The sequence below is a fragment of the Streptomyces changchenzhani genome (genome assembly GCF_039766235.1).
In the GTDB taxonomy this organism is placed as follows: domain Bacteria; phylum Actinomycetota; class Actinomycetes; order Streptomycetales; family Streptomycetaceae; genus Streptomyces.
In genome coordinates this window covers 91,824-111,022 of the sequence record NZ_JBDHNH010000018.1, presented here as the reverse complement: position 1 = coordinate 111,022, position 19,199 = coordinate 91,824, and the positions used below count along the sequence as shown (strand labels likewise).

Here is a 19,199-nt window from a genome sequence, read left to right as displayed (position 1 = left end):
GGGAGTAACAGGCGCAGTCGCCGCCGCAATTCCGGTGGTCGGCTGGGTTGCACTGGGAGTCGCCGGTGCCTACTTCCTGGGCAGTTGGGCTTGGGACAAGTGGGGCGACGACGTCAAGGCCGGAGCCAAGAAGGCCTGGAATGCCACAACCAAGAGAGTTGGAGAGATCAAGGACAAGGGAGTCGAGATTTACAACGGAGTAAGAGGCGCGGTTAATAATATCGAACCGAGCATCATCAAGAAGTTCGCCTTCTGGTAAAGAACAAAGAATCGAGCATTCACTATGCCCAAGCAAGAGCTCGACATGGACCTTCAGGAGTTTCGTCAACTCCTGGGCGATGCCCTCTCCGAAGGAGGCTCACAGCCGCTTCTCCGGCTCACCGACGAAGAGATCGCCATACTCGACCCAGATTCCCTCATCGAATGCGTGGCCCCCACCCCGCATCTTGAGAAGCTATCGGCTCAGGAGCGCGAGTGGGCGTACGCCACGGCTCTGCGGTCACTGGTCTCACGCCAGGCCGTGGAAATTGACAATATCGAAGAGCTGGATGCACTGGTCCGCAGCGCCGAGTCATCGACGAGCGAAAACGCGACTACCGAACAGCCCGCCCGGGGGCAGGTCGACGTTGACATGCGGATCACGCCGGAGGTGAGCCTGGCTCTCACGCTGCGCCGAACGGCCGGCAGGGCCCTGGCTGTCGAGCAGCAGACCTCGCGTGGGGCAGCGCACGCGTTCGTCTACATCCATGCCGAAGATCTGTACCTCGTGGAACGCATCACTTCTGGTGGTCTCCACATGTTCACCCTGGCCAACCATGCAGACGACGTCGCCGAACTCGTACAGCTCTTCGTCGACCCGTTCGATGTGGCCGACAAGGACGGGCGCACCCAGAAGCTCACACCGGGTCAACTCGACGAGGACAACCTCGGTGGCCCACTGAGCGAGGCCATCAACAACGCCATGGTTGTTGGTCAATTGGTGCTTCTGTCCGATGCGCCCGGCCCTCTGCTCACGACCTACGCGACCGACGAGAAGGTCTGGACTGTGCTGGTCGAGAAGCCAGACGCCCCCACGGGCATCGAAGCCCGCCCGGTCGGCTCGTCGACGCTGCGTCGAATGATTCTGCGCTTGATCAGCCCCACCGACGCATAAAGCCGCCATCAGCCAGAGCTGCCATCAGCCGAAGGGGACATCGCCATGTCGCGTGAGAGTGACTGCCGGGAGGACGTTCGTCGGCTCAAGAAGTTTGCCGATGAAATAGAGCAGACCATGGACAATGTCCAGACGCTCTGCGGGCATGCCACGTGGAAGGGGCCGAAGAGCGATCGATTCCGCGGGGAATGGGCGACACACAAGAAAAGCATCAAGGATACGTTGGCGACTGCACGCGCAGAGATCGATAAAGCGCTGACGAGGATAGAAAAGGAAGAGACGGAAAAGAAGAAGGCGGGAACCGGAAATTAGCAGTCCACGGATGACCAACACATCGTCGCCCGAGGAGCTGATTCGACCTGGCACAGGGCGTCGAATCATCGCTTCTGCCACTGATGCCGCACTCGCTCTGTTCGCCGGAGTTGCCGTCGGGCTCGCTTCGGGCAGCGAGGTCAGGGACGGTCTATTGATTCTCCACCCCACCTCTCCCCGGTTCTGGGGAGTGGCACTCGCCATGGCGATTGCCTTTTCTTTCGTCAACCACGTGCTCCTGACGTTCTCGGCACGAGTCAGTATCGGAAAGTTCCTCACGGGACTCCGGGTGGTTCGGGCTCTTGACGCCGGGAGGCCCCGTTTCTGGCCGCTGACCGGTCGCTGGCTATTCGGTATCTACTGGATGGTCGTTTTTGTTCCGATTCATGTCGCGGCCAATAGCGATGTCGAGCAACAGGACGCACTGGGCGTGAGAGTCGTACGGCACAAACGCCGAACCGCCTGAAGGAACACCGTGGCGCACAACTAATATCACCGCCCTCTCGGCAATCGCCTCTTTAGGCGAGTTGCATACGAGGATGACGAATGCGCCGCTACTGCGGTAGCGTTGACCATACAGACGGAACGTCCGTCGATATCCATGCGCGGGGAGAAACCAAATGACGACCCTCAAAGGTGCGGACACTACGCGACTCCGCAGTCTTTCCGGTACCTTCAAGACCCAGCACAACAACCTCGATGAACTGGTCCGCGCCCTGACCACCGGGACCAAGTCGAGCGAGGAGTTCTGGAAGGGCCAGCGCGCCAACAGGTTTCGTGACGAGTGGGACAAGCTGAAGCCGTCGCTGACGAGCTTCCTTACGTCGCTCGACAACGCCCGTCAGGAAACCGACAAGGCGGCGAAGGACAACGACACCATCAACGACTAGTTGATCCCTTGTCAGATGTCTGACAGATACGCAGTTGGCCGGTGCACCTTCTGGTGCACCGGCCAACTGTGTTTCCGACAACCCGTCAGTCCGGGAGGACGGCCTGTACCGGCACGATTTCTCCACCTCTGACAAAGAGGCCTCGCCCGGTCGGCCCGCCTTCAGAGTTCGATGGCAGCCGGATGTTGAACATCTCACCGTCCTGCGAGCCCTGTGGCGACAGCAGCAGGCCGTTTCTCGAACGCCGCGCCTGCACAACAAAACCACGGTACTGAGAGGACAGGGTATCGACGGCGCCGGCCGCGATAACCGCCTGCCCACCATCCATGCCACGTCGGATGACTTCCTCCAGCGCCTCATCAAGAGGCGTGTCATAAATCAGCTCGGCGTCATCGACAAGGACCACGAACTCACCACCCGCAGTGGCTGTCAGGGCCTCAAGGTCGTCCGGCGTGCTTTCACCGTCGAGGACTCCAAGCACTCCTTGCTCTGCCGCCAGATCGCGTAGCGGGGAACGCCGCGGCGTGATGAGGATGGCCTTCGTTCCGTTGCGCAGCAGGGAACGCGCTGCGGCCATCAGCGTGCTGGACCGCCCGGACTTCGGTGGACCTGAGATGACAAATCCCGGGCCTGCTTCCTCCAAGTCCACGCCAATGGGCTGGAGTTCATCTCCACCCACCGCGAAGAGCGCCCAAAGGGGAGAGGGGGGAAGGAAGTCCGACTGCAGGCCCATCGCCTCGGAGGCGGCGACTCGTACCGGAAGCACATCCACGCGAATGGGCCTTTGGCTGAGGGTCTGGCGTTCGTAAAGCTGTGCCACGTCTCTGGCGATACTTTGGATCGCTGCCACCTGGGCCTGCCCCGACGGATTATCTGCAAGCAACGCGATCTGGGTCTCCTGCACCCCGTCGTCCGTCGCTCGCAGGGCCCGACCGGGCAGCATCTCCTTGGGTACATCCCTCGACGAGATACCCGCATAGGTGTAGTCAGTGGGATCCGCGAGTCTGAGAACCAAACGGTCTCCGAAGGAACTGGCGATCTCGCCGGTGAACCCGCTGCGATCCGAGGTCAGGACCACCTTCAGACCGACAGCGGCTCCTTCGCGGAAGAGCCTCTTGGCCGACTCGACAAGCCGCCCGTAGTCATAGTTCTCGAAGGCGACCTTGAAGGCGTCCCATCCGTCCACCAGGAGAACCATCCAAGGCAGGCGTTCCGACGGTTCCGCACCTGACCGCTGCTCCGCGGCGCTCGACTGACCGCATTCGGCCAGCAGCATCTGCCGCCGGGAAACCTCGGCCAGGAGGCGCCCCAGGAGACGATCGACGCGCGCTGTCTGGTCACGGGTCACCACCGCTCCGCAGTGGGGGAGGCCGGCAAGAGGAAGCAGTGCGTTGGCACCGCAGTCGATGCCGTAGATGTGGACATCGCTCGGCGAAGCGCTGTTCGCCAGCGATCCGGCGATCGTGCGCAGAGCAGTGGAGCGTCCGGACCGCGGTCCCCCCGCGATCAAGAGGTGTTCGCCATCGGCAAGATCCAGCGCGAGCGGTGCACGCGCCTGTTGAGCAGGAAGGTCGGTGAGGCCGAAGGGCGCCGGCCGCACGGTGTCGGCCCCTGGTTGCGCCGCGGGAACTGCCGGGAGCTCCGCAAGGACCACCTGTTGAGGAATCGGCGGAAGCCACGGGCTCCGGGGCGCTGCCAGGCCCATCTTGTCGGCACCCGCACGGATGGCGTCGACGAGCACAGCCAGGTCGGTGACCATCGTGCCGTCATCGCCGTCCCCCTGCGCCCCCCGGGGCATGGGCCGGCCCACTGTCAGCCATCCCAGGGGGCTCAACGTCGTCCGGGGCGCCGAAGCGGCACCGGGTCGCCGTCCACCAATACGCGCGGACTGGACTCCGACAAGAGACTGCGAACCGGAGCGTACGTAACACCGCCCGGGGGTCGCTTTGGAAATCGTCCCGGAGTCCGGGGAGTCGATGACGTCGCGCGACTCATCGGCATCAGTGACACGGAGTGCGATGCGAAGGTTGGTGTTCGCCCGGATATCGGCGCTCACCACGCCTGCGGGCCGCTGTGTCGCAAGGATCAAGTGCACACCCAGAGAACGCCCACGGCGTGCGATGTCCACAAGTCCGGCGATGAAGTCCGGGAGTTCAGCGACCAATGAGGCGAACTCATCGATAATCAGGACCAGCCTCGGCATGGGCTCCAGTTCGGGCCGGATCCGCCGGGCATCGTTGTAGTCCTCGATGTCCTTCGTCGCAGCTTCGAAGAGAATCTCTTCGCGCCGTCTCAACTCGGCGGCCAACGAAGCAAGCGCGCGTTCGGTCAGATGCGCATCGAGGTCACTGACCATACCGACGGTGTGCGGCAGCCTTGCGCAGTCCTGAAATGCGCTGCCGCCCTTGTAGTCGATCAGCACAAAATTGAGAGCGTCCGAGGTGTTGCCGACGGCCAATGAAGCAATGATGGTCTGGAGGAGTTCGGATTTACCGGCACCGGTGGTACCCGCGATCAGAGCATGCGGTCCGTCACGCCGGATATCGAGCGTGAACGGCCCATCCGCCGCCAGGCCGATCGTCACCTCGGTCGTGGAGCCACCCCGCTCCCAGACGGCGGCGATGTCCTCACCGCGCGGGTCCGGCATTCCGAGCAGGTTGAGCAGTCGTGCGGCAGTCGGCAGCGCGCTGTCGGCATCGTCACGGCTGACGTCCCGGACAGGAGCAAGTGCGCGCGCCACCCGGTCGCACCACTGGGTGGTGACCTGATCGGCGAGCACCTGTCCCACGGCTTCGTATCCGTACCCACGCAGGTGTACCCGGCTCGGCGATTCGGGTGTCCAGCACACGGCAGTGCTGCACTCCTCGGGGAGGAGACGCTCGTCCTCATCGACACACAGCGCGAAGATCCCCTGGCTCGGGCCTTCTTGGAGGAGCTGCGGTACACCGGGCACACGGCGCAGGAGACGCGCACCGTCCAGCACCACGAGCACATGGGGCTCAGGGCGCAGTGCGGCCAGGCCGCCGTTGTCGCGGGCAACTGCCTGGCGGCGGGCGAGCTCGGCCAGCAGTTCATTGACCCGGCGCGAGATGGTTTCGGAATCCGCGCCGATGAGTGCGACGCACTCCTGCCCCTGCTGGGGCGAGGTATGGGGGAGCCATTGGGCCCAACGCCAGTTTTCAGCAGCGTCCGCAGTTGATGTCAGTACCACCAACGACAGGTCCCGCGGGCTGTGCAGTACCGCTGCCTGCGCTGTCATCCATCGAGCGGTGGCGATGGCTCTTGGACGATCGCCGGCGATCCCGACCACGCCGAGTTCGGCAAAGGGCAGGGGCACCGGAACGTTGTTCACGACCGGCGGCTCGGGATCTGCCGCGTCGCCCCTGGCCGCGGAGGTGTTGACCAGCTCGATGTCCGCGCGAAGGTCGCTGAACCCCACCCTCAAGTGCATGGCGTCCGGGTCGGTGATTCTCCGTTCCCACAGGCGCCGACGCGGTCCGGTGGCAAAAAGAAGCAGTTGCCCGGGGTCGGGGAAAGCGTCTCTACGACGATGCTGATCGAGCTCGCCCAGACGCTGCACCTCGGTCTCATGATCTGCCTTCGCCTGCTTGAACTCCTTGACGGCTACGCGGTGTTGCTTCTTTCCGTGCCGTCGGTCGCTCACCCACTGCCCGATCATCATCAGCGGTGACATGAGACAGAACAGCAGCATGTAGACCTGCTTGGTGACGAAGTACATCCCCAGGCCGAAGAAGAAAGGCAACACCGTGGCGATCAGCTGAAATCTGACGCCCTCACCTTTGATCGGGGCCGCCGGCACCACCAGCCGGGGCCTTTGTCTGGGCGACATCAAGCGGGGCGGCCTGTTATAGGCAAGGCCGCCCTCACCGGCGGCAGAGAGGTGCGCGTCGGGCATACCGGGTTCATCGAGGCTGAAGAGCGACTCGCCGGCCTTCAGCAGCTCACCGGGATGCCATTCCTGGGCGCCGGTCACGGGCTTGTCGTCAAGGCTCACCTGCGCGCCGCCCTGTGGGGTTACCTCGACTCGCCCCTTGGCGTCGATGGCGACCCTGACCGCGTTGTCCGGCAGTTCGGGATCGGCAACCGCGACGGTCGAGGTGGTGGCCGAGCCGATGGTGCTGATTCCTATCGACAGCCGCGCCACCCGGCCCGATCCGAGCCCGCCGCACACTCTGACCTCGTACCGGCCCATCGGTTCACTCGCCGTCATGAACGGGCCGATGGAGTCGTCGGTGGAGATACGCGCGCCGTCCCGGAGCACATCACTGGCCGGGGCAGTCGGGTCGCAGCGCCGACCGTCCACCCAGAGCGTCAACTTCTCACCGGCGCTCTGCCGGGCGGCAGCACGAGGCGCGAACGCTGTGACGGTGCCCCCGGCTCCTGGGAAGTGCGGAAAGGCACTGGGCGCCACAAGCCGTCCCACTGCCGCCGCCACCTCAGCAACAGTCGCGCCCTCGTCAACGACGATGGCCGCGTCCTGCTCTGCGGTTCCTTCCCGGACCACAGTCACCCGTACTCGCATCGCGACAGCTCCCTCCCCGTTCGGGCACCATCAGTTGTGATCTGTCAGCGCTATTCCACCGAGGCTAACCCGCGCCACAGGCGATCGAGGCACCGGTGAGCTGTGCGTCCGCGCAGGACCACTGCATACCAACAGTTGCTTTTCGGGCAATTACGCCATGCCCCGCTATACCGAGCCTGAAATGTCCTGTACCGGCACCCCGAGGGCGAACACTTGCGCCGCTTTGGTGAGGGCCTCGCGGTCAAGCCTCCACAGATTGATGCAACGTCTGGCAAGAAAAGCGTCATGGTCGACGTGAGGTGCCAGTCGAGTAAAGGGCGTCCAGTAGAACCGTGTCTCATGAACCGACGTACTCATCTCAGGCATGCCCTCGATGCTATAGAAGTACCGATCTCACAGCTGTCCCGGCTCAGACCGCCGGCAACGCGTAGATCTCGCCCCCGTGTGTGGCCAGCAGCCGCTTACCGGAGAGCACGACGTGCCACTGCTCCCCCGAGCCGTTGTTGTCGTTGTACGTCCAGCGGGGCTTGCCGGTCTTGAGGTCCAGGGCAAAGAGCCCGCCGTCGTCGTCGTACGACGCCCCGTACAGCGTGCTGCCGAGGCGGACGTACTCGGTCGGCGCCCTTCGTGCGCCCGGCTCTTCGCAGAGCCAGCGCTTCGTTCCCGACTTCGGATCGACGGCCCATACGCCCTGGTCGTAGTCGGCGACGTACAGCACGCCGTCGACGACCATCGGCTCCTTGAAGCCGCGCCGACCGCTGGGCGACAGCGTCCAGCGGAGCTTGCCCGTCGCCACGTCGAAGGCGCGCAGGGTGTCGCCCGGGACGAAGACCAGACCGCTGTGTACTTCCGGGGTCCACTCCAGGTCGTCGCCGATCTTCCGGCTCCAGAGCTGGCGGCCCTTGGCGGTGTCGCGCACCGTCAGATTGAAGTTCGAGTCGGTGTAGACGAAGCGATTGCCGACGACCGTGCCCGCGACGTCGTAGTCGTCGGTTCCCTGGTCGCGCCGTTGGGTCCAGGCGACCTTGCCCGTGCGGTGGCTGATGGCGGCGACTGCCGTGAGCGAGTCGCGGGTACTGCCGTCGTTGACGGTGGCAGTCACGTAGACATTCGTATCGTCCACGGCGATGGTCGACCCGGCGCTCATCTCCTCGCCCAGGCGGCTGCGCCAGACTTCCTTGCCCGTCTTCGCGTCGAGCCCGACGACGGCACCGTCGAACTCGGTGCTGAGGAGGAACAGCCTTCCCCCGGCCAGCAGGAGGGGCGAGCCCGCTGGCGTTATGCCCTTGCGGGTCCAGCGTGGCTTGCCCGTCTTCACGTCGTACGCCACCAGCGGGTCGCCGCTGATCAGCAGCATCCCGTCATGGATGAGCAGTCGCCGGTCCGGGCTGAGGGTGTCCACGGAGACCGACTCGTGCCACAGCGGCTGTGGGGCCACGCCATTCGGCGGGGTCGTGAAAACCTCGGGCTCACCACTCGCTCCCGGGGTCTTGCCGCCGGCCTTACCCTTCGTCGCGTCGCCCCGCGACAGCCACCAGGCCCCACCCGTGCCCGCGATCGCAACCCCCGCGACGCCACCCCCCGCGAGTCCCAGAAAGCGGCGGCGGGAAGCGGCCGGGGCTGGGGCCGGCCCGCCCAGCTGAACCGGGGTCGACTGCGACGACGCGTCGACGAACGTCGGCGGCGGACCGTACGGCGTCGGGGGCACGCCGTGTGCCGGGGTCTCCAGATCCAGGATGCGTGAGGCGTGCGTCGCAATCGTCGACGAGACCGCGGACGGGAGCCAGTCCACCAGGACCTCACCAGTACCGCCCGGGGCGAGGGAGCCGACGATCTCGGCGGGGGTCGGCCTCGCCGTCGGGTCCTTGGCCAGGCATGCACGGATCAGGCCCGTCAGCAGGGGCGGTGTGCCGGTCAGGTCGGGCTCCTCGTGCACGACCCGGTAGAGCATCGCGGCCGGGGCCAGGTCACCGAAGGCATTACGGCCGGTGGCCGCGAACGCCAGGACCACGCCGAGCGAGAAGACATCACCGGCCGTGCCCACATCCCTGCCGAGCGCCTGTTCCGGGGGCATGTAGCCGGGAGACCCGACCACAACTCCCGTTTGTGTCATACGACTTCCGTCGACGGCACGGGCAATACCGAAGTCGATGACACGAGGGCCATCGGCTGCGAGCAGCACATTGGACGGCTTCATGTCCCGGTGGATCAGGCCGGCCGCATGGATTTCCTGGAGCGCGGCCGCGAGACCCGCACCCAGAGCGCGCACGGTACGTTCCGGCAGGGCGCCATGTGTCGCGACCACGTCCGTGAGGTCGGGACCCAGGACATACGCCGTCGCGAGCCACGGCAGAGGAGCGTCGGGGGCGGCGTCGACCACCGGTGCCGTATAGCGGCCCGAGACGGCCTTGGCGATCTCCACCTCGTGCCGGAAGCGCTGACGGAAGCCCGGGTCCGCCGCCAGGTCCTGGCGTACGACCTTCACCGCCACGGTGCGTCCCCCGGGCGACCGGGCCAGATAGACAACGCCCATGCCTCCCGCGCCCAGTCGGCTCAGAAGCCGGTAGCTCCCCAACTCCTGCGGGTCGTCCGGCTGCAGTGGCTCCATGGTCGTCTTCACCCGTTCGTAGCGTACGTATGTGTCGTACGTATGTGTCTTACGTATGTCGCGCGTTCTAGGTCCACAGCCACAGTAGAGGCGCAGGGAATCGGAATTGACCGGGCCCCGTCACTCCCCCCGCCGCCGCAGCACCCCCGTAGGCTCCCCCGACCCCACCCCCGCCCCCCACGACGTGAGCGTCAGTGAGCCGTCCCGCTCCAGGGTGTAGGTGATCGTCGCCGTGCCCGTCGTGCAGCCCGGGGTGTTGGTGCGCGTCGGGTCCGTGCGGGACGTTACGCGGATCTCCTTCGGGGTCGCCTTTTCCAGGCGGCCGATCCCGCTGCACTTCAGCGGGCCCAGGGTGTTTGTTGCCTTCGTGACGTCCTCGCCCGTCCTGCCCGTTTCGATCTCCACCGTGTACGTGCCGCCGGGCAGGCCCGCGTTCGCGGTGAGTTGGCCCGTCCAGGTGCCGGCGAAGGCCTTCGGGACGGCGTTGGCGGCGGCCGGGGGTGCTTCGTTGCTGCCGCTCTTGTCGCCGGCGTCGGAGCCGCCCGGCAGCAGGTCCAGGACGAAGACGCCGCCGATCGTCGCCACGGCCAGCGCACCCGCGACCGCCAGGACCAGTGAGCAGCTTCGGCGCCGTCCCCGAACACCCGCTTCGGGGGAGGCATTTGGTTCGTTCGTGGTCGTGAGGGAGAAGGAGAGGCGGCCCGCCGGGCGCTTCCCCGGCTCAGCCGGCCGGGGCCGGGGGCGGGGCGGTACGCCGCTCTCGCGTGGCCAGTTGCCGTACGACGGGTCCGGCGGGCCGAAGCCGGGTACCGGATCCGCCTTGTCCACCGAGCTGTTGGTGAACGGCACCAGGCCCGACCCCGTCGGCCCCGCGCCCGCCGCCTCCGGACCCGCGTCCAGGTCCAGCAGCCGCACCGCCGAGCGGCTGACCTCCGCCACCAAGGGGCCCGGCAGCCAGCCCGACGCCACCAGCTCCGCCGCGCCGCCCGGGGCCAGCCGGGCCGCCACCTCCGTCGGGGACGGGCGCGACTCCGGGGACTTCGCCAGGCAGGCCGATACCAGCTCGCGCAAGTCGCCCTGCAGTGAGCCCAGTTCGGGCTCCTCGTGCACCACCTTGTAGAGCAGCGCCGCCGAGGAGTCACCGGGGAAGGGCGCCGCTCCCAGGGCCGCGTACGCGAGGACCGCGCCCAGCGAGAAGACATCGGCCGCGCCCGTCACGCCCTTGCCCAGGATCTGCTCGGGCGACATATAGCCGGGTGAGCCGATCGAGACGCCGGTCGAGGTGAGCGAGGCGGTGGAGTCCGTGGCGCGGGCGATGCCGAAGTCGATCAGGCGGGGGCCGTCGATCGTCAGCAGCACGTTCGACGGCTTCACATCGCGGTGTACGAGGCCGAGTTCGTGCACCGCCGCCAGCGCCTCCGCGAGTCCCGCGCCCAGGGTCCGTACCGCATGCTCGGGCAGCGGCCCGTGCCCGGTGACCGCCTGGGTGAGGGACGGGCCCGCCACATAGCCGGTGGCCACCCAGGGCACGGAGGCGTCGGGGTCAGCGTCCAGGACGGGCGCCGTCCAGGCGCCGCCGACCAGCCGCGCCGCCGCCACCTCGCGGCGGAAGCGCGCCCGGAACTCCTCGTCTCGCGCGAAGTGGGGGTGCACGACCTTGACCGCGACCGTACGTCCGCCCGCACTGCGCCCCAGATAGACCCGGCCCATCCCGCCCGCGCCGAGCCGGCCGAGCAGCCGGTACGCACCGATGGTCTGCGGTTCGCCCGCTTCGAGCGGCTGGAGTGGCGGACTGGGGAGGCGCGACGGTGGCTCTATCGGTCCCATCAGTCCCCTTGGCTCCATCCGCCCCATCGGCCGCCCCCCACCTCGTACCGAGCAGCGTAGGCGAGGCGTGTTCCGGATCACCACAGCCGAGTGGGCCGGGCAGCCAACCAAAGCGCTCCGACACCCATCTCCCTGGGCGTAATTCAGCATGTTGTCCGGAATGCTGGAAAAGTTGGAATGCTGGAATGCTGGAACATCCCTCGGAGCGTCCCCCGTGAAACGTCTGCCCGGCGCCCTCATAGTCGCCGCCACCCTCGCCGCCGCCACCCTCGCCGCCGCCACCCTCGCCTCCGCAGTCCTCGCCACCGGCTGCTCCGACCAGGGCGACCCCGTCACCTTCGACAACTCCGGCGCCACGGCTGCGGCGGGCGGCCCCGAGAAGGGCGCGACCGACCGGGCCGCCCCCGCTCGCGTCGGCGCGAAGACGCTGCTGCCGACCGGCCCGCGCGCGCAGTTCACCACCGAGAACTCACTCGACGACGGCACCAAGATCGGCGTCACCACGCTGTACGGAAAGAAGTCGGGATTCACCGGCAAGGTATGGGTGTGGGCCCCCAAGCAGTACTTCGACCCGAAGTACGCGAAGAGCGGCTTTCCCGTCCTCATCGCCCTGCCCGGTGGCAACGGCTATCCCAATAACTATTGGATGGGCACCGATCTCAAGCTGCAGAGCAGTATCGGCAAGTGGTCGAAGGAGGGCAAGAGCCTTCCGTTCATTGTGGTGATGCCCGTACTCAACCCGGACGACAAGAACTACTACGACGGCAGTGACATTCCGGGTCAGCCGAAAATGGGCACCTGGATGACGGACGACGTTCCCGATTTCGTCCGGGCGAATTTCCGTACGTTCAAGTCCCGCGACGGCTGGGCCTTCATGGGTTCGTCGTCCGGCGGCTTCGTCGGCCTCAAGTCGGTACTCAAGCGGCCCGACCGGTTCAAGGCCGTGATCGCCTCGGGCCCCGACACCGTGCCCGACTCCCCGCTGTGGGCGGGCCACGAGAAGGAGCGGCAGGCCAACAACCCGGAGCGGCTGGCGAAGGCGCTCGCCGCGCAGCCAGCAGGGCCGAGCCGCAAGGACGTCTACCTGGCGTTCCAGGTCGGCACGGAGGAGTCGGGGCTCGGCAGCCTGCGCACGTTCGTCAAGACGTACGGCAAGGGGCCGGTGAAGACCCGCCTCCAGGTCATCAAGGGTGGCGAGCACAACGCCAAGACGTATGTGAAGGGCATGGGGGACGGGACCGTCCAGTGGATCAGTCGGCACATGCAGGGGCCCATTCCGGCCCCGTAACGGCCACCGGGCAGATGCCAGCGCGCGGGTCTCAGCCGAGCAGTTCCACCGTGACGTCCGCCGGGTACCCGGTCGTCGCTCCGGTGCGCCGGGCGAACTCCCGTACGCCCTTGAGCTGGTCGGGACCGAAGCGGAAGTCCAGCGTCGTGAAGTACCGCTCCAGCAGTTCCGCGTCGAAGACCTCCCAGCGGGCGGCCTGCTCGGCGACCTTGGTCACCTCTTCCAGCGATACGTCGCGGGAGGCCAGGAACGCCTCGTGCACCTGCTTCACAATGACCGGCTCGCGCTCCAGGTAGTCCTTGCGCACCGCCCACACCGCGAAGACGAACGGCAGGCCCGTCCAGTCCTTCCACATCTTCCCCAGGTCATGGACCTGAAGGCCGAGGCGCGGGGCGTCGTGCAGCGAGGCGCGCAGGGCCGCGTCGCCGATCAGCACGGCCGCGTCCGCCTCCTGCATCATCACGCCGAGGTCCGGCGGACACGTGTAGTAGTCGGGCTGTACGCCGTACTGCTCGGCGAGGAGCAGCTGGGCCAGACGTACGGACGTACGCGAGGTCGAACCGAGCGCGACCCGCGCCCGGTCGAGCTGCTCCAGCGGCAGCTTCGAAACGATCACGCACGACATGACGGGGCCGTCGCAACCGACCGCGAGGTCGGGGAAGGCCACAAGCTGGTCGGCGCTGCGGAGGAACTCCACGAGGGTGACGGGACCGATGTCGAGGTCGCCGCGCACCAGCTGTTCGCTGAGCCGCTCAGGGGTGTCCTTCGTCAGCTCGAAGTCGAGAAGCGCTCCGGTACGGGCCAGCCCCCAGTACAGAGGCACACAGTTGAGGAACTGGATGTGGCCGACACGTGGCCGGCTGCGACGGTGGTCGGCAGCAGTTGAATTGTCCACATCGTGAGGCTAGCCCCGTACGTCTCGGATAGTGACGCCGGGGGCCTTCCTGCCCGTCCGGCCATCCCTTCAGGCGCCTCTCCAGCGCCCCTCCAGAAGCCCTTCGAGCACCCGTACCAAACATCCGTATGAGGTGATCTTTCCCTCTACCGCTTGCCTGATGGCGCGTGCTACGCTCGCCGCAAGTTGCAGTTTGGTTTCCCTTGCAGTACAGAGCCTGCGGAGCATGTGACGCCGCAGGCTTTTGTAGTTTTCAGACTTCTTGCAGGTTCTGGAGCAGGGCAACCCTTTGGCCCATGGGAGGGCTTATGGCTACCGGAACCGTCAAGTGGTTCAACGCTGAAAAGGGCTTCGGCTTCATCGCCCAGGACGGCGGCGGCCCGGATGTCTTCGTCCACTATTCCGCGATCAACGCGTCTGGCTTTCGCTCGCTTGAGGAAAACCAGCTCGTGAACTTCGACGTCACGCAGGGCCCCAAGGGCCCGCAGGCGGAGAATGTCACCCCGGCCAACTAGTTTGCCCGGACCGACCGGATCGCGGTCGAATTAGCAGTACTCAAGGGGCCCTGTTCCTCTCCGCCCAGGCAGAGAGGAACAGGGCCCCTGCCTGTGCCGGGCCTGCTCGGAGAGACTGTTCGCCCCTCCGCTCGCCTCCGCTCACCCGTCCGCGTACAGCGCCTCGATCACCCCCGCGTACCGCTCCGTCACCGCCTTCCGTCGCACCTTCAGCGTCGGCGTGAGAACCCCGCTGTCCACCGTGAAGTCCTCCTCAAGGACCGCGAACGCGCGGATCCGGGCCGGGCGCGACACCTGGGCGTTCGCCGTGTCCACCGCCTCCTGGACCAGGGTCCGTACCGCGTCGCGGTCGGCCGGGTCGTGGCCCGTCCTGGTGGCCCAGCCGGTCACCTCGTCCGCGTCGAGCGTGATCAGTGCGACGGGGTACGGGCGGCGGTCGCCCACCAGGACCGCGTGCGAGACGAACCGGGACTGCTGTACGGCCAGTTCGACCTGCGAGGGCGTGAGGTTCTTGCCGGAGGACGTGATGATCAGGTCCTTCTTGCGGCCGGTGATCGAGAGGTAGCCGTCCTCGTCCAGGGCCCCCAGGTCCCCCGTGTGCAGCCAGCCGTCCGCGTCGAGCGTCTCGCGGGTGGCCTGCTCGTTGCCGTAGTAGCCGGGGAAGACCATCGGGCCGCGTGCCAGTACCTCGCCGTCCTCCCCGATCCGCACCTCGCAGCCCGCGATCGGGCGGCCGACCGTGCCGTAGCGCACCGCGCCCGGGTGGTTGAGCGAGATCACGCCACCCGACTCGGTCATCCCGTACCCCTCGAAGACCGCGATGCCGCACGCCCGCAGGAAGTCCAGCGTCTGCGGCGCGATCGGTGCGGCTCCGGTCAGCGCCCAGCGCAGCCGGCCGCCGAAGGCCGCCCTGACCAGGCTGTACAGGCGCTGATCGGCCTCCTCGTACGCACCCTTGAGCTCTTCGGGCAGCTGCCCGTCCGCGGCGAGCACCCCGATCCGTACCGCCTCCGTGAAGCGCTCGCGACCGCCCTCCTGCGACTCCGCGAGCGACAGGACCACCGAGTGGATTTTCTCGAACAGGCGGGGGACGGAAGGGAGATGAGTCGGCCGGGCCTCGGCCAGCTCGCTCACCACGTCCTCGATGCGACCGCCGAAGTAGCAGAGCTCGCTGCCGTGCAGGACGGTGGTGAACTCGATGAGCTGGGCGAGGAGATGGGCGAGCGGGAGGTACAGGTACGTGCGGTCGCCGGGGCCGCCCTCGATCAGGTCGAGATTCGCGTCGAGTACGGCGGCGATGTTGGCGTGGGTGAGGAGGCAGCCCTTGGGCGGGCCCGTGGTCCCCGAGGTGTAGACGATCTCCGCCGGGTCGTCGGCGCACACTGCGGCGCACCGGTCGAGCAGCTCGGCCAGCGGCGCGGGCGCCGGCACCGCGCGCAGGGCATCGATGAGGACGACGTGGCGCAGCGCGGGCAGCCCGGCGCGTACGCCCTCCACCCTGGCCGCCCGCGCCGCGTTCTCGCAGATCACGACGGACGCGCCGGAGTCGCCGAGCACCCAGGCCAGCTCCTCGTCGCCCGCCGTCGGATAGACGGGCACCACCACCGCGCCCGCCGCGAACGCCGCGAAGTGCGCGTACGTCCACTCGGGGCGCGTCTCGGAGAGGATCGCGACCCGGTCGCCCGGCGCCACCCCGAGCCCGCCGATCAGGGCGCGCCCGGTCTCCCGTACGACATCACGGAGTTCGGTGTACGAGACCGACTCCCAGTCACCGGTGGGCCCCTTGAACCGCAGCGCCGGATGGTCCGCGTACCGCTCGCCCGCCCACTCGGTGAACTCCGCGAGCGTGTCAGGCCGTCGTCGAGTCATGTACTCGACGGTAGATACGTTTGCGGTCCTGCCGGGATGACCGGAAACGTCACCACCGCTGACCTTGGCGCTCAGTGCCGGGGCGGCTACCGTCCATGACCATGGCCAAGCGGACGATCACCGTGCACCACGTACGGGCCGTGCTGCGCGGCGCCGAGCGCCGTGGCATCGACACCGTGCCGCTGCTCCAGGCGGGTCACATCCCGCCCCTGCTGCTCGGTGACGACCGGGCGCGTGTCACCGCCGCCCAGTTCGCCCGCCTGTTCAGGGCGCTGTACCGCGCGACCGATGACGAGTTTCTGGGCCTCGGCCCCGCCCCGAGCCGGCCCGGCACGTTCGCGATGATGTGTTACGCGCTGCTGGGGTGCCGTGATCTGGGGTCGGCGATCGAGCGCGGGACCGCGTTCTACGGGCTGTTTCCCGGCGGGCCCGATCTCGCACTCCAACGCGGCGGCGGCGAGGCGGTGTTCAGTGTCCGCAACGACCTCGGCCGGGACGAGGACCGTTTCCTCACCGAGTGCCTGGTGATCATCTGGCACCGGCTGTGCAGCTGGCTGATCGGCCGTCGTATCCCGCTGCGCTGGGCGGACTTCGACTATCCGCCGCCGCCGCACAAGGACGAGTACGACACCCTCTTCGGCTGCCCGGTCCGCTTCGGCACGGACCGTACGGCCGCCGGCTTCGACAGCCACTGGCTCACGGCCCCGCTGATACGCGACGAGCCCGCGGTCGACGCGATGCTCGGCGGCGCCCCCTTCGAACTGCTCAGTCGGCGCGAGTACGGCACGACGGTGGCCGAGCAGGTACGCCGCGACCTGGCCCAGTCGCTGCGGGTGTCACCCCGCCTGCCGTCCCTCGGCGAGGCGGCGGCGCGCCTGGCGGTCAGCCCGGCGACGCTGCGGCGCAGGCTCCAGCTGGAGAGCACGTCGTTCCAGCAACTCAAGGACGCCGTTCGGCGGGACGCGGCCATCGCGGGCCTGGCGGAGGGCCGGGAGCCGATCGCGGAACTGGCGGCGCGGCTCGGCTTCTCGGAGGACACGTCCTTCCACCGGGCCTTCCGCCGCTGGACGGGGACGACGCCGGGGGCGTACCGGGTGATCGGCGCGGGGGCGGCGTACGGGCGCGGGGGCGAAGCGCCTCGTTCGAGCTGATCGACCCACCGTCAACCTGCCGGTGCCGGGACCGGTCTCCGGGACGCGGCCGTCCGGGGCCCGCTCCGCTCGCGCCCGCAGGCCCCCGACCAGCGGCGGCGGTCAAGCGGGGCGGGCCCGGTCGTACACATCCGCGGCTGGGTCGAACGTGTCACGCGGCCCGGCATTGGATCTCTCTGTTGGAATTTGGAATTCAGGGTCAGCAAAGCTGAGCTTCCCGGTCAGCTCCGTACCTACTGGTCAGTCACTACGGTCTCGGCAACGAGCCCAGCCCCCACAGGAACGTTGGGAGAGCCGCATGAGCCGCATGAGCCGCACGAGCCGCACGCACATCAGGAACAGGGTGGTGGCCACCCTGGCCGCACTCGCCTTCACGTCCGCCGCACCCACGGCCGTCGCCCAGGACGCACCCGCCGAGACCGCCGCGCAAGCCTCCGCCGCCGCCCCCGGCGACATCGTCAGCTCCGCCCGGACCTCGTTCCATCCGCTGCCGGGCCAGCCGACGAACACTGACTCCTGGCACATCACCTACCGCTCCACCACCGCCAAGGGCGCGCCCAACGTCGTATCCGGCACGGTCATCGTGCCCAAGGACGGCCGGAAGGGGCCGCGCCCGCTGGTGACGTACGCGGTCGGTACGGTCGGCCTCGCCGACCAGTGCGCGCCCAGCGCGGGTTTCCCCAAGGGCACCACCGTCGAGGCCAACCTCATCAATCAGGCCGTGCTGCGCGGCTGGGCCGTGGCCGTGACCGACTACGAGGGCCTCGGCACCCCGGGCGACCACACCTACACGGTCGGCAAGGCGGAGGGCCAGGCCGTCCTGGACGCGGCGCGCGCCGCGCTCCGCCACCCGGAGGCGGGCCTGTCCAAGGACTCCCCGGTCGGCATCATGGGCTACTCGCAGGGTGGCCAGGCCTCCAGTTGGGCCGCCGAACTGCATGACTCGTACGCCCCCGAGCTCAAGGTCGAGGGCACCGCGACCGGCGGTGTACCGGCCGATCTGCTCAAGGTCGCCGACTTCAACGACGGCAACATCGGCGCGGGGCTGATCCTGATGGCCGCGACCGGCCAGAACGCGGCGTTCCCCGAGCTGAAGCTCGACTCGTACCTCAACGACAAGGGCCGCAAGTACGTCGACTTCATGAAGAAGAACTGCGTAGCGGTCGACACCGTCGCCGGCCTCTTCCAGCGCATCTCCGACGTCACGGTCAAGAACCCGCTGAACGAGCCCGACTGGCAGCGGCGCCTGAACGAGTCGAAGCTCGGCTCCCACGCCCCGGACCACCCGGTGTACCTCTACCACGGCGGCCTCGACGAGCTGATCCCGTACAACGTCGGCAAGCAGCTGCGCGCCGACTGGTGCGCGAAGGGTGCCAAGGTCCAGTGGCGCTCCCACCCGCTGCTCGGCCACATCGGCGGGGTGACGATCGGTGCGTTCCCGGCGATGGACTGGCTGGGCGACCGCTTCGCAGGTCGGCCCACGAACGGCAACTGCTGACGTGACGCCGCCGAGGCGGGGGTAGTCGGCGCGGCGCGGCCGGGTCCGTTTCGGTACCTGGAATGGATACGGCCGCGCTCTCACACGTACGGCACATCATGGCCTTACCGCTCCGAACAGCCCACGTTATATGACTGAATAGTCATTAACGTGGCAGCATGACCGAGCTGTCGATCTATCAGCATTTGCGCGAATTTGCCGATCGCTTCGAACCACCTGCGCCGTTCAGTCCGCACGTGGAGATCAGCAACGGCCAGATCGTCATGATGATGAGCCCGTCGGGCGCACACGACCTCAACGCGATGCGCGTCACGAACCAGCTCGCGCAGCAGCTCGACGACGGCCTTGCTGCGTATACCGCCGACATCGAGTGCCCGCTGGCAGCGAAAATGCGCCGCCCCGACGTCGTCGTCGTCGACGAAGCCGCGATGAAGACCATGGGTGCGATCGACGCGAGCGCCGTGGCCCTGGTCGTGGAGGTGGTCTCCCCCTCCAACCCGGCGAACGACTATGTGGACAAGGTTCGCGACTACCCGGTCATGGGCATCTGTGCGACATCCCGCGAGTTCCCCTGAGCCCCCGTGAGTCCCCGTGCCCGTGGCCAGGTGGTTGTTCCCCCTTCGGGTGCTCTTCGACTCTGTGACGTAACT

At 67.5% G+C, this 19,199-nt stretch carries 14 protein-coding genes and 1 pseudogene; 10 read left to right on the top strand and 5 right to left on the bottom strand.

Going from position 1 to position 19,199, the window contains the following annotated elements; all coding sequences use genetic code 11:
* The 5 genes and pseudogenes from ABCR94_RS36440 to ABCR94_RS36420 form a co-directional block, all read left to right on the top strand.
* Positions 1 to 259, top strand: a pseudogene (locus ABCR94_RS36440) (hypothetical protein); the annotation flags it as partial.
* Positions 260 to 283: 24 nt separating this feature from the next.
* Entirely contained in the window at positions 284 to 1,153 is an 870-nt protein-coding gene (locus ABCR94_RS36435; protein WP_521978629.1) for a hypothetical protein, read from the top strand.
* A gap of 45 nt (positions 1,154 to 1,198) precedes the next feature.
* Positions 1,199 to 1,465, top strand: a complete 267-nt coding sequence (locus ABCR94_RS36430; protein WP_347125534.1) for a hypothetical protein — start codon at positions 1,199 to 1,201, stop codon at positions 1,463 to 1,465.
* Positions 1,466 to 1,475: 10 nt separating this feature from the next.
* Positions 1,476 to 1,931, top strand: a complete 456-nt coding sequence (locus ABCR94_RS36425) for an RDD family protein (protein WP_347125532.1) — start codon at positions 1,476 to 1,478, stop codon at positions 1,929 to 1,931.
* Positions 1,932 to 2,085: 154 nt separating this feature from the next.
* The gene (locus ABCR94_RS36420; protein WP_347125530.1) at positions 2,086 to 2,355 is read left to right on the top strand and encodes a WXG100 family type VII secretion target; all 270 of its coding nucleotides are present in this window, start codon (positions 2,086 to 2,088) and stop codon (positions 2,353 to 2,355) included.
* A gap of 85 nt (positions 2,356 to 2,440) precedes the next feature.
* On the opposite strand, the gene ABCR94_RS36415 is transcribed toward ABCR94_RS36420, so the two are convergent.
* The 3 genes from ABCR94_RS36415 to ABCR94_RS36405 all read right to left on the bottom strand — a co-directional run bounded on the left by ABCR94_RS36415 (position 2,441) and on the right by ABCR94_RS36405 (position 11,333).
* Complete coding sequence (locus ABCR94_RS36415; protein WP_347125528.1) at positions 2,441 to 6,898, bottom strand: FtsK/SpoIIIE domain-containing protein; 4,458 nt, start codon at positions 6,896 to 6,898, stop codon at positions 2,441 to 2,443.
* Between the two features lie 409 nt (positions 6,899 to 7,307).
* Positions 7,308 to 9,518, bottom strand: coding sequence for a protein kinase domain-containing protein (locus ABCR94_RS36410; protein WP_347125527.1), 2,211 nt, complete (start codon positions 9,516 to 9,518; stop codon positions 7,308 to 7,310).
* A 108-nt stretch (positions 9,519 to 9,626) separates the two neighbouring features.
* Positions 9,627 to 11,333, bottom strand: coding sequence for a serine/threonine-protein kinase (locus ABCR94_RS36405; protein ID WP_347125526.1), 1,707 nt, complete (start codon positions 11,331 to 11,333; stop codon positions 9,627 to 9,629).
* Between the two features lie 214 nt (positions 11,334 to 11,547).
* Between ABCR94_RS36405 and ABCR94_RS36400 the strand changes: the two genes are divergently transcribed.
* Positions 11,548 to 12,621 carry an alpha/beta hydrolase gene (locus tag ABCR94_RS36400; RefSeq protein ID WP_521978625.1) on the top strand — a complete coding sequence of 358 codons (1,074 nt, stop codon included), beginning with the start codon at positions 11,548 to 11,550 and terminating at the stop codon, positions 12,619 to 12,621.
* Between the two features lie 31 nt (positions 12,622 to 12,652).
* Here the strand turns inward: ABCR94_RS36400 and ABCR94_RS36395 are convergent, their stop codons facing one another.
* Entirely contained in the window at positions 12,653 to 13,516 is an 864-nt protein-coding gene (locus tag ABCR94_RS36395; protein ID WP_347125524.1) for a menaquinone biosynthetic enzyme MqnA/MqnD family protein, read from the bottom strand.
* Positions 13,517 to 13,824: 308 nt separating this feature from the next.
* Between ABCR94_RS36395 and ABCR94_RS36390 the strand changes: the two genes are divergently transcribed.
* Positions 13,825 to 14,031, top strand: coding sequence for a cold-shock protein (locus ABCR94_RS36390; RefSeq protein ID WP_347125522.1), 207 nt, complete (start codon positions 13,825 to 13,827; stop codon positions 14,029 to 14,031).
* 141 nt (positions 14,032 to 14,172) lie between these two features.
* On the opposite strand, the gene ABCR94_RS36385 is transcribed toward ABCR94_RS36390, so the two are convergent.
* A complete protein-coding gene (locus ABCR94_RS36385) occupies positions 14,173 to 15,900 on the bottom strand; it encodes an AMP-dependent synthetase/ligase (protein ID WP_347125521.1) in 1,728 nt (575 codons plus the stop codon).
* A 101-nt stretch (positions 15,901 to 16,001) separates the two neighbouring features.
* On the opposite strand from ABCR94_RS36385, the gene ABCR94_RS36380 reads away from it, so the two are divergent.
* The 3 genes from ABCR94_RS36380 to ABCR94_RS36370 all read left to right on the top strand — a co-directional run bounded on the left by ABCR94_RS36380 (position 16,002) and on the right by ABCR94_RS36370 (position 19,124).
* A complete protein-coding gene (locus ABCR94_RS36380) occupies positions 16,002 to 17,051 on the top strand; it encodes an AraC family transcriptional regulator (RefSeq protein WP_347125519.1) in 1,050 nt (349 codons plus the stop codon).
* 298 nt (positions 17,052 to 17,349) lie between these two features.
* Positions 17,350 to 18,549 (top strand): lipase family protein, encoded by a 1,200-nt coding sequence (locus tag ABCR94_RS36375; protein WP_521978622.1) that lies wholly within the window; start codon positions 17,350 to 17,352, stop codon positions 18,547 to 18,549.
* A gap of 158 nt (positions 18,550 to 18,707) precedes the next feature.
* Positions 18,708 to 19,124, top strand: a complete 417-nt coding sequence (locus ABCR94_RS36370) for a Uma2 family endonuclease (RefSeq protein ID WP_347125517.1) — start codon at positions 18,708 to 18,710, stop codon at positions 19,122 to 19,124.
* Positions 19,125 to 19,199: the final 75 nt, after the last annotated feature.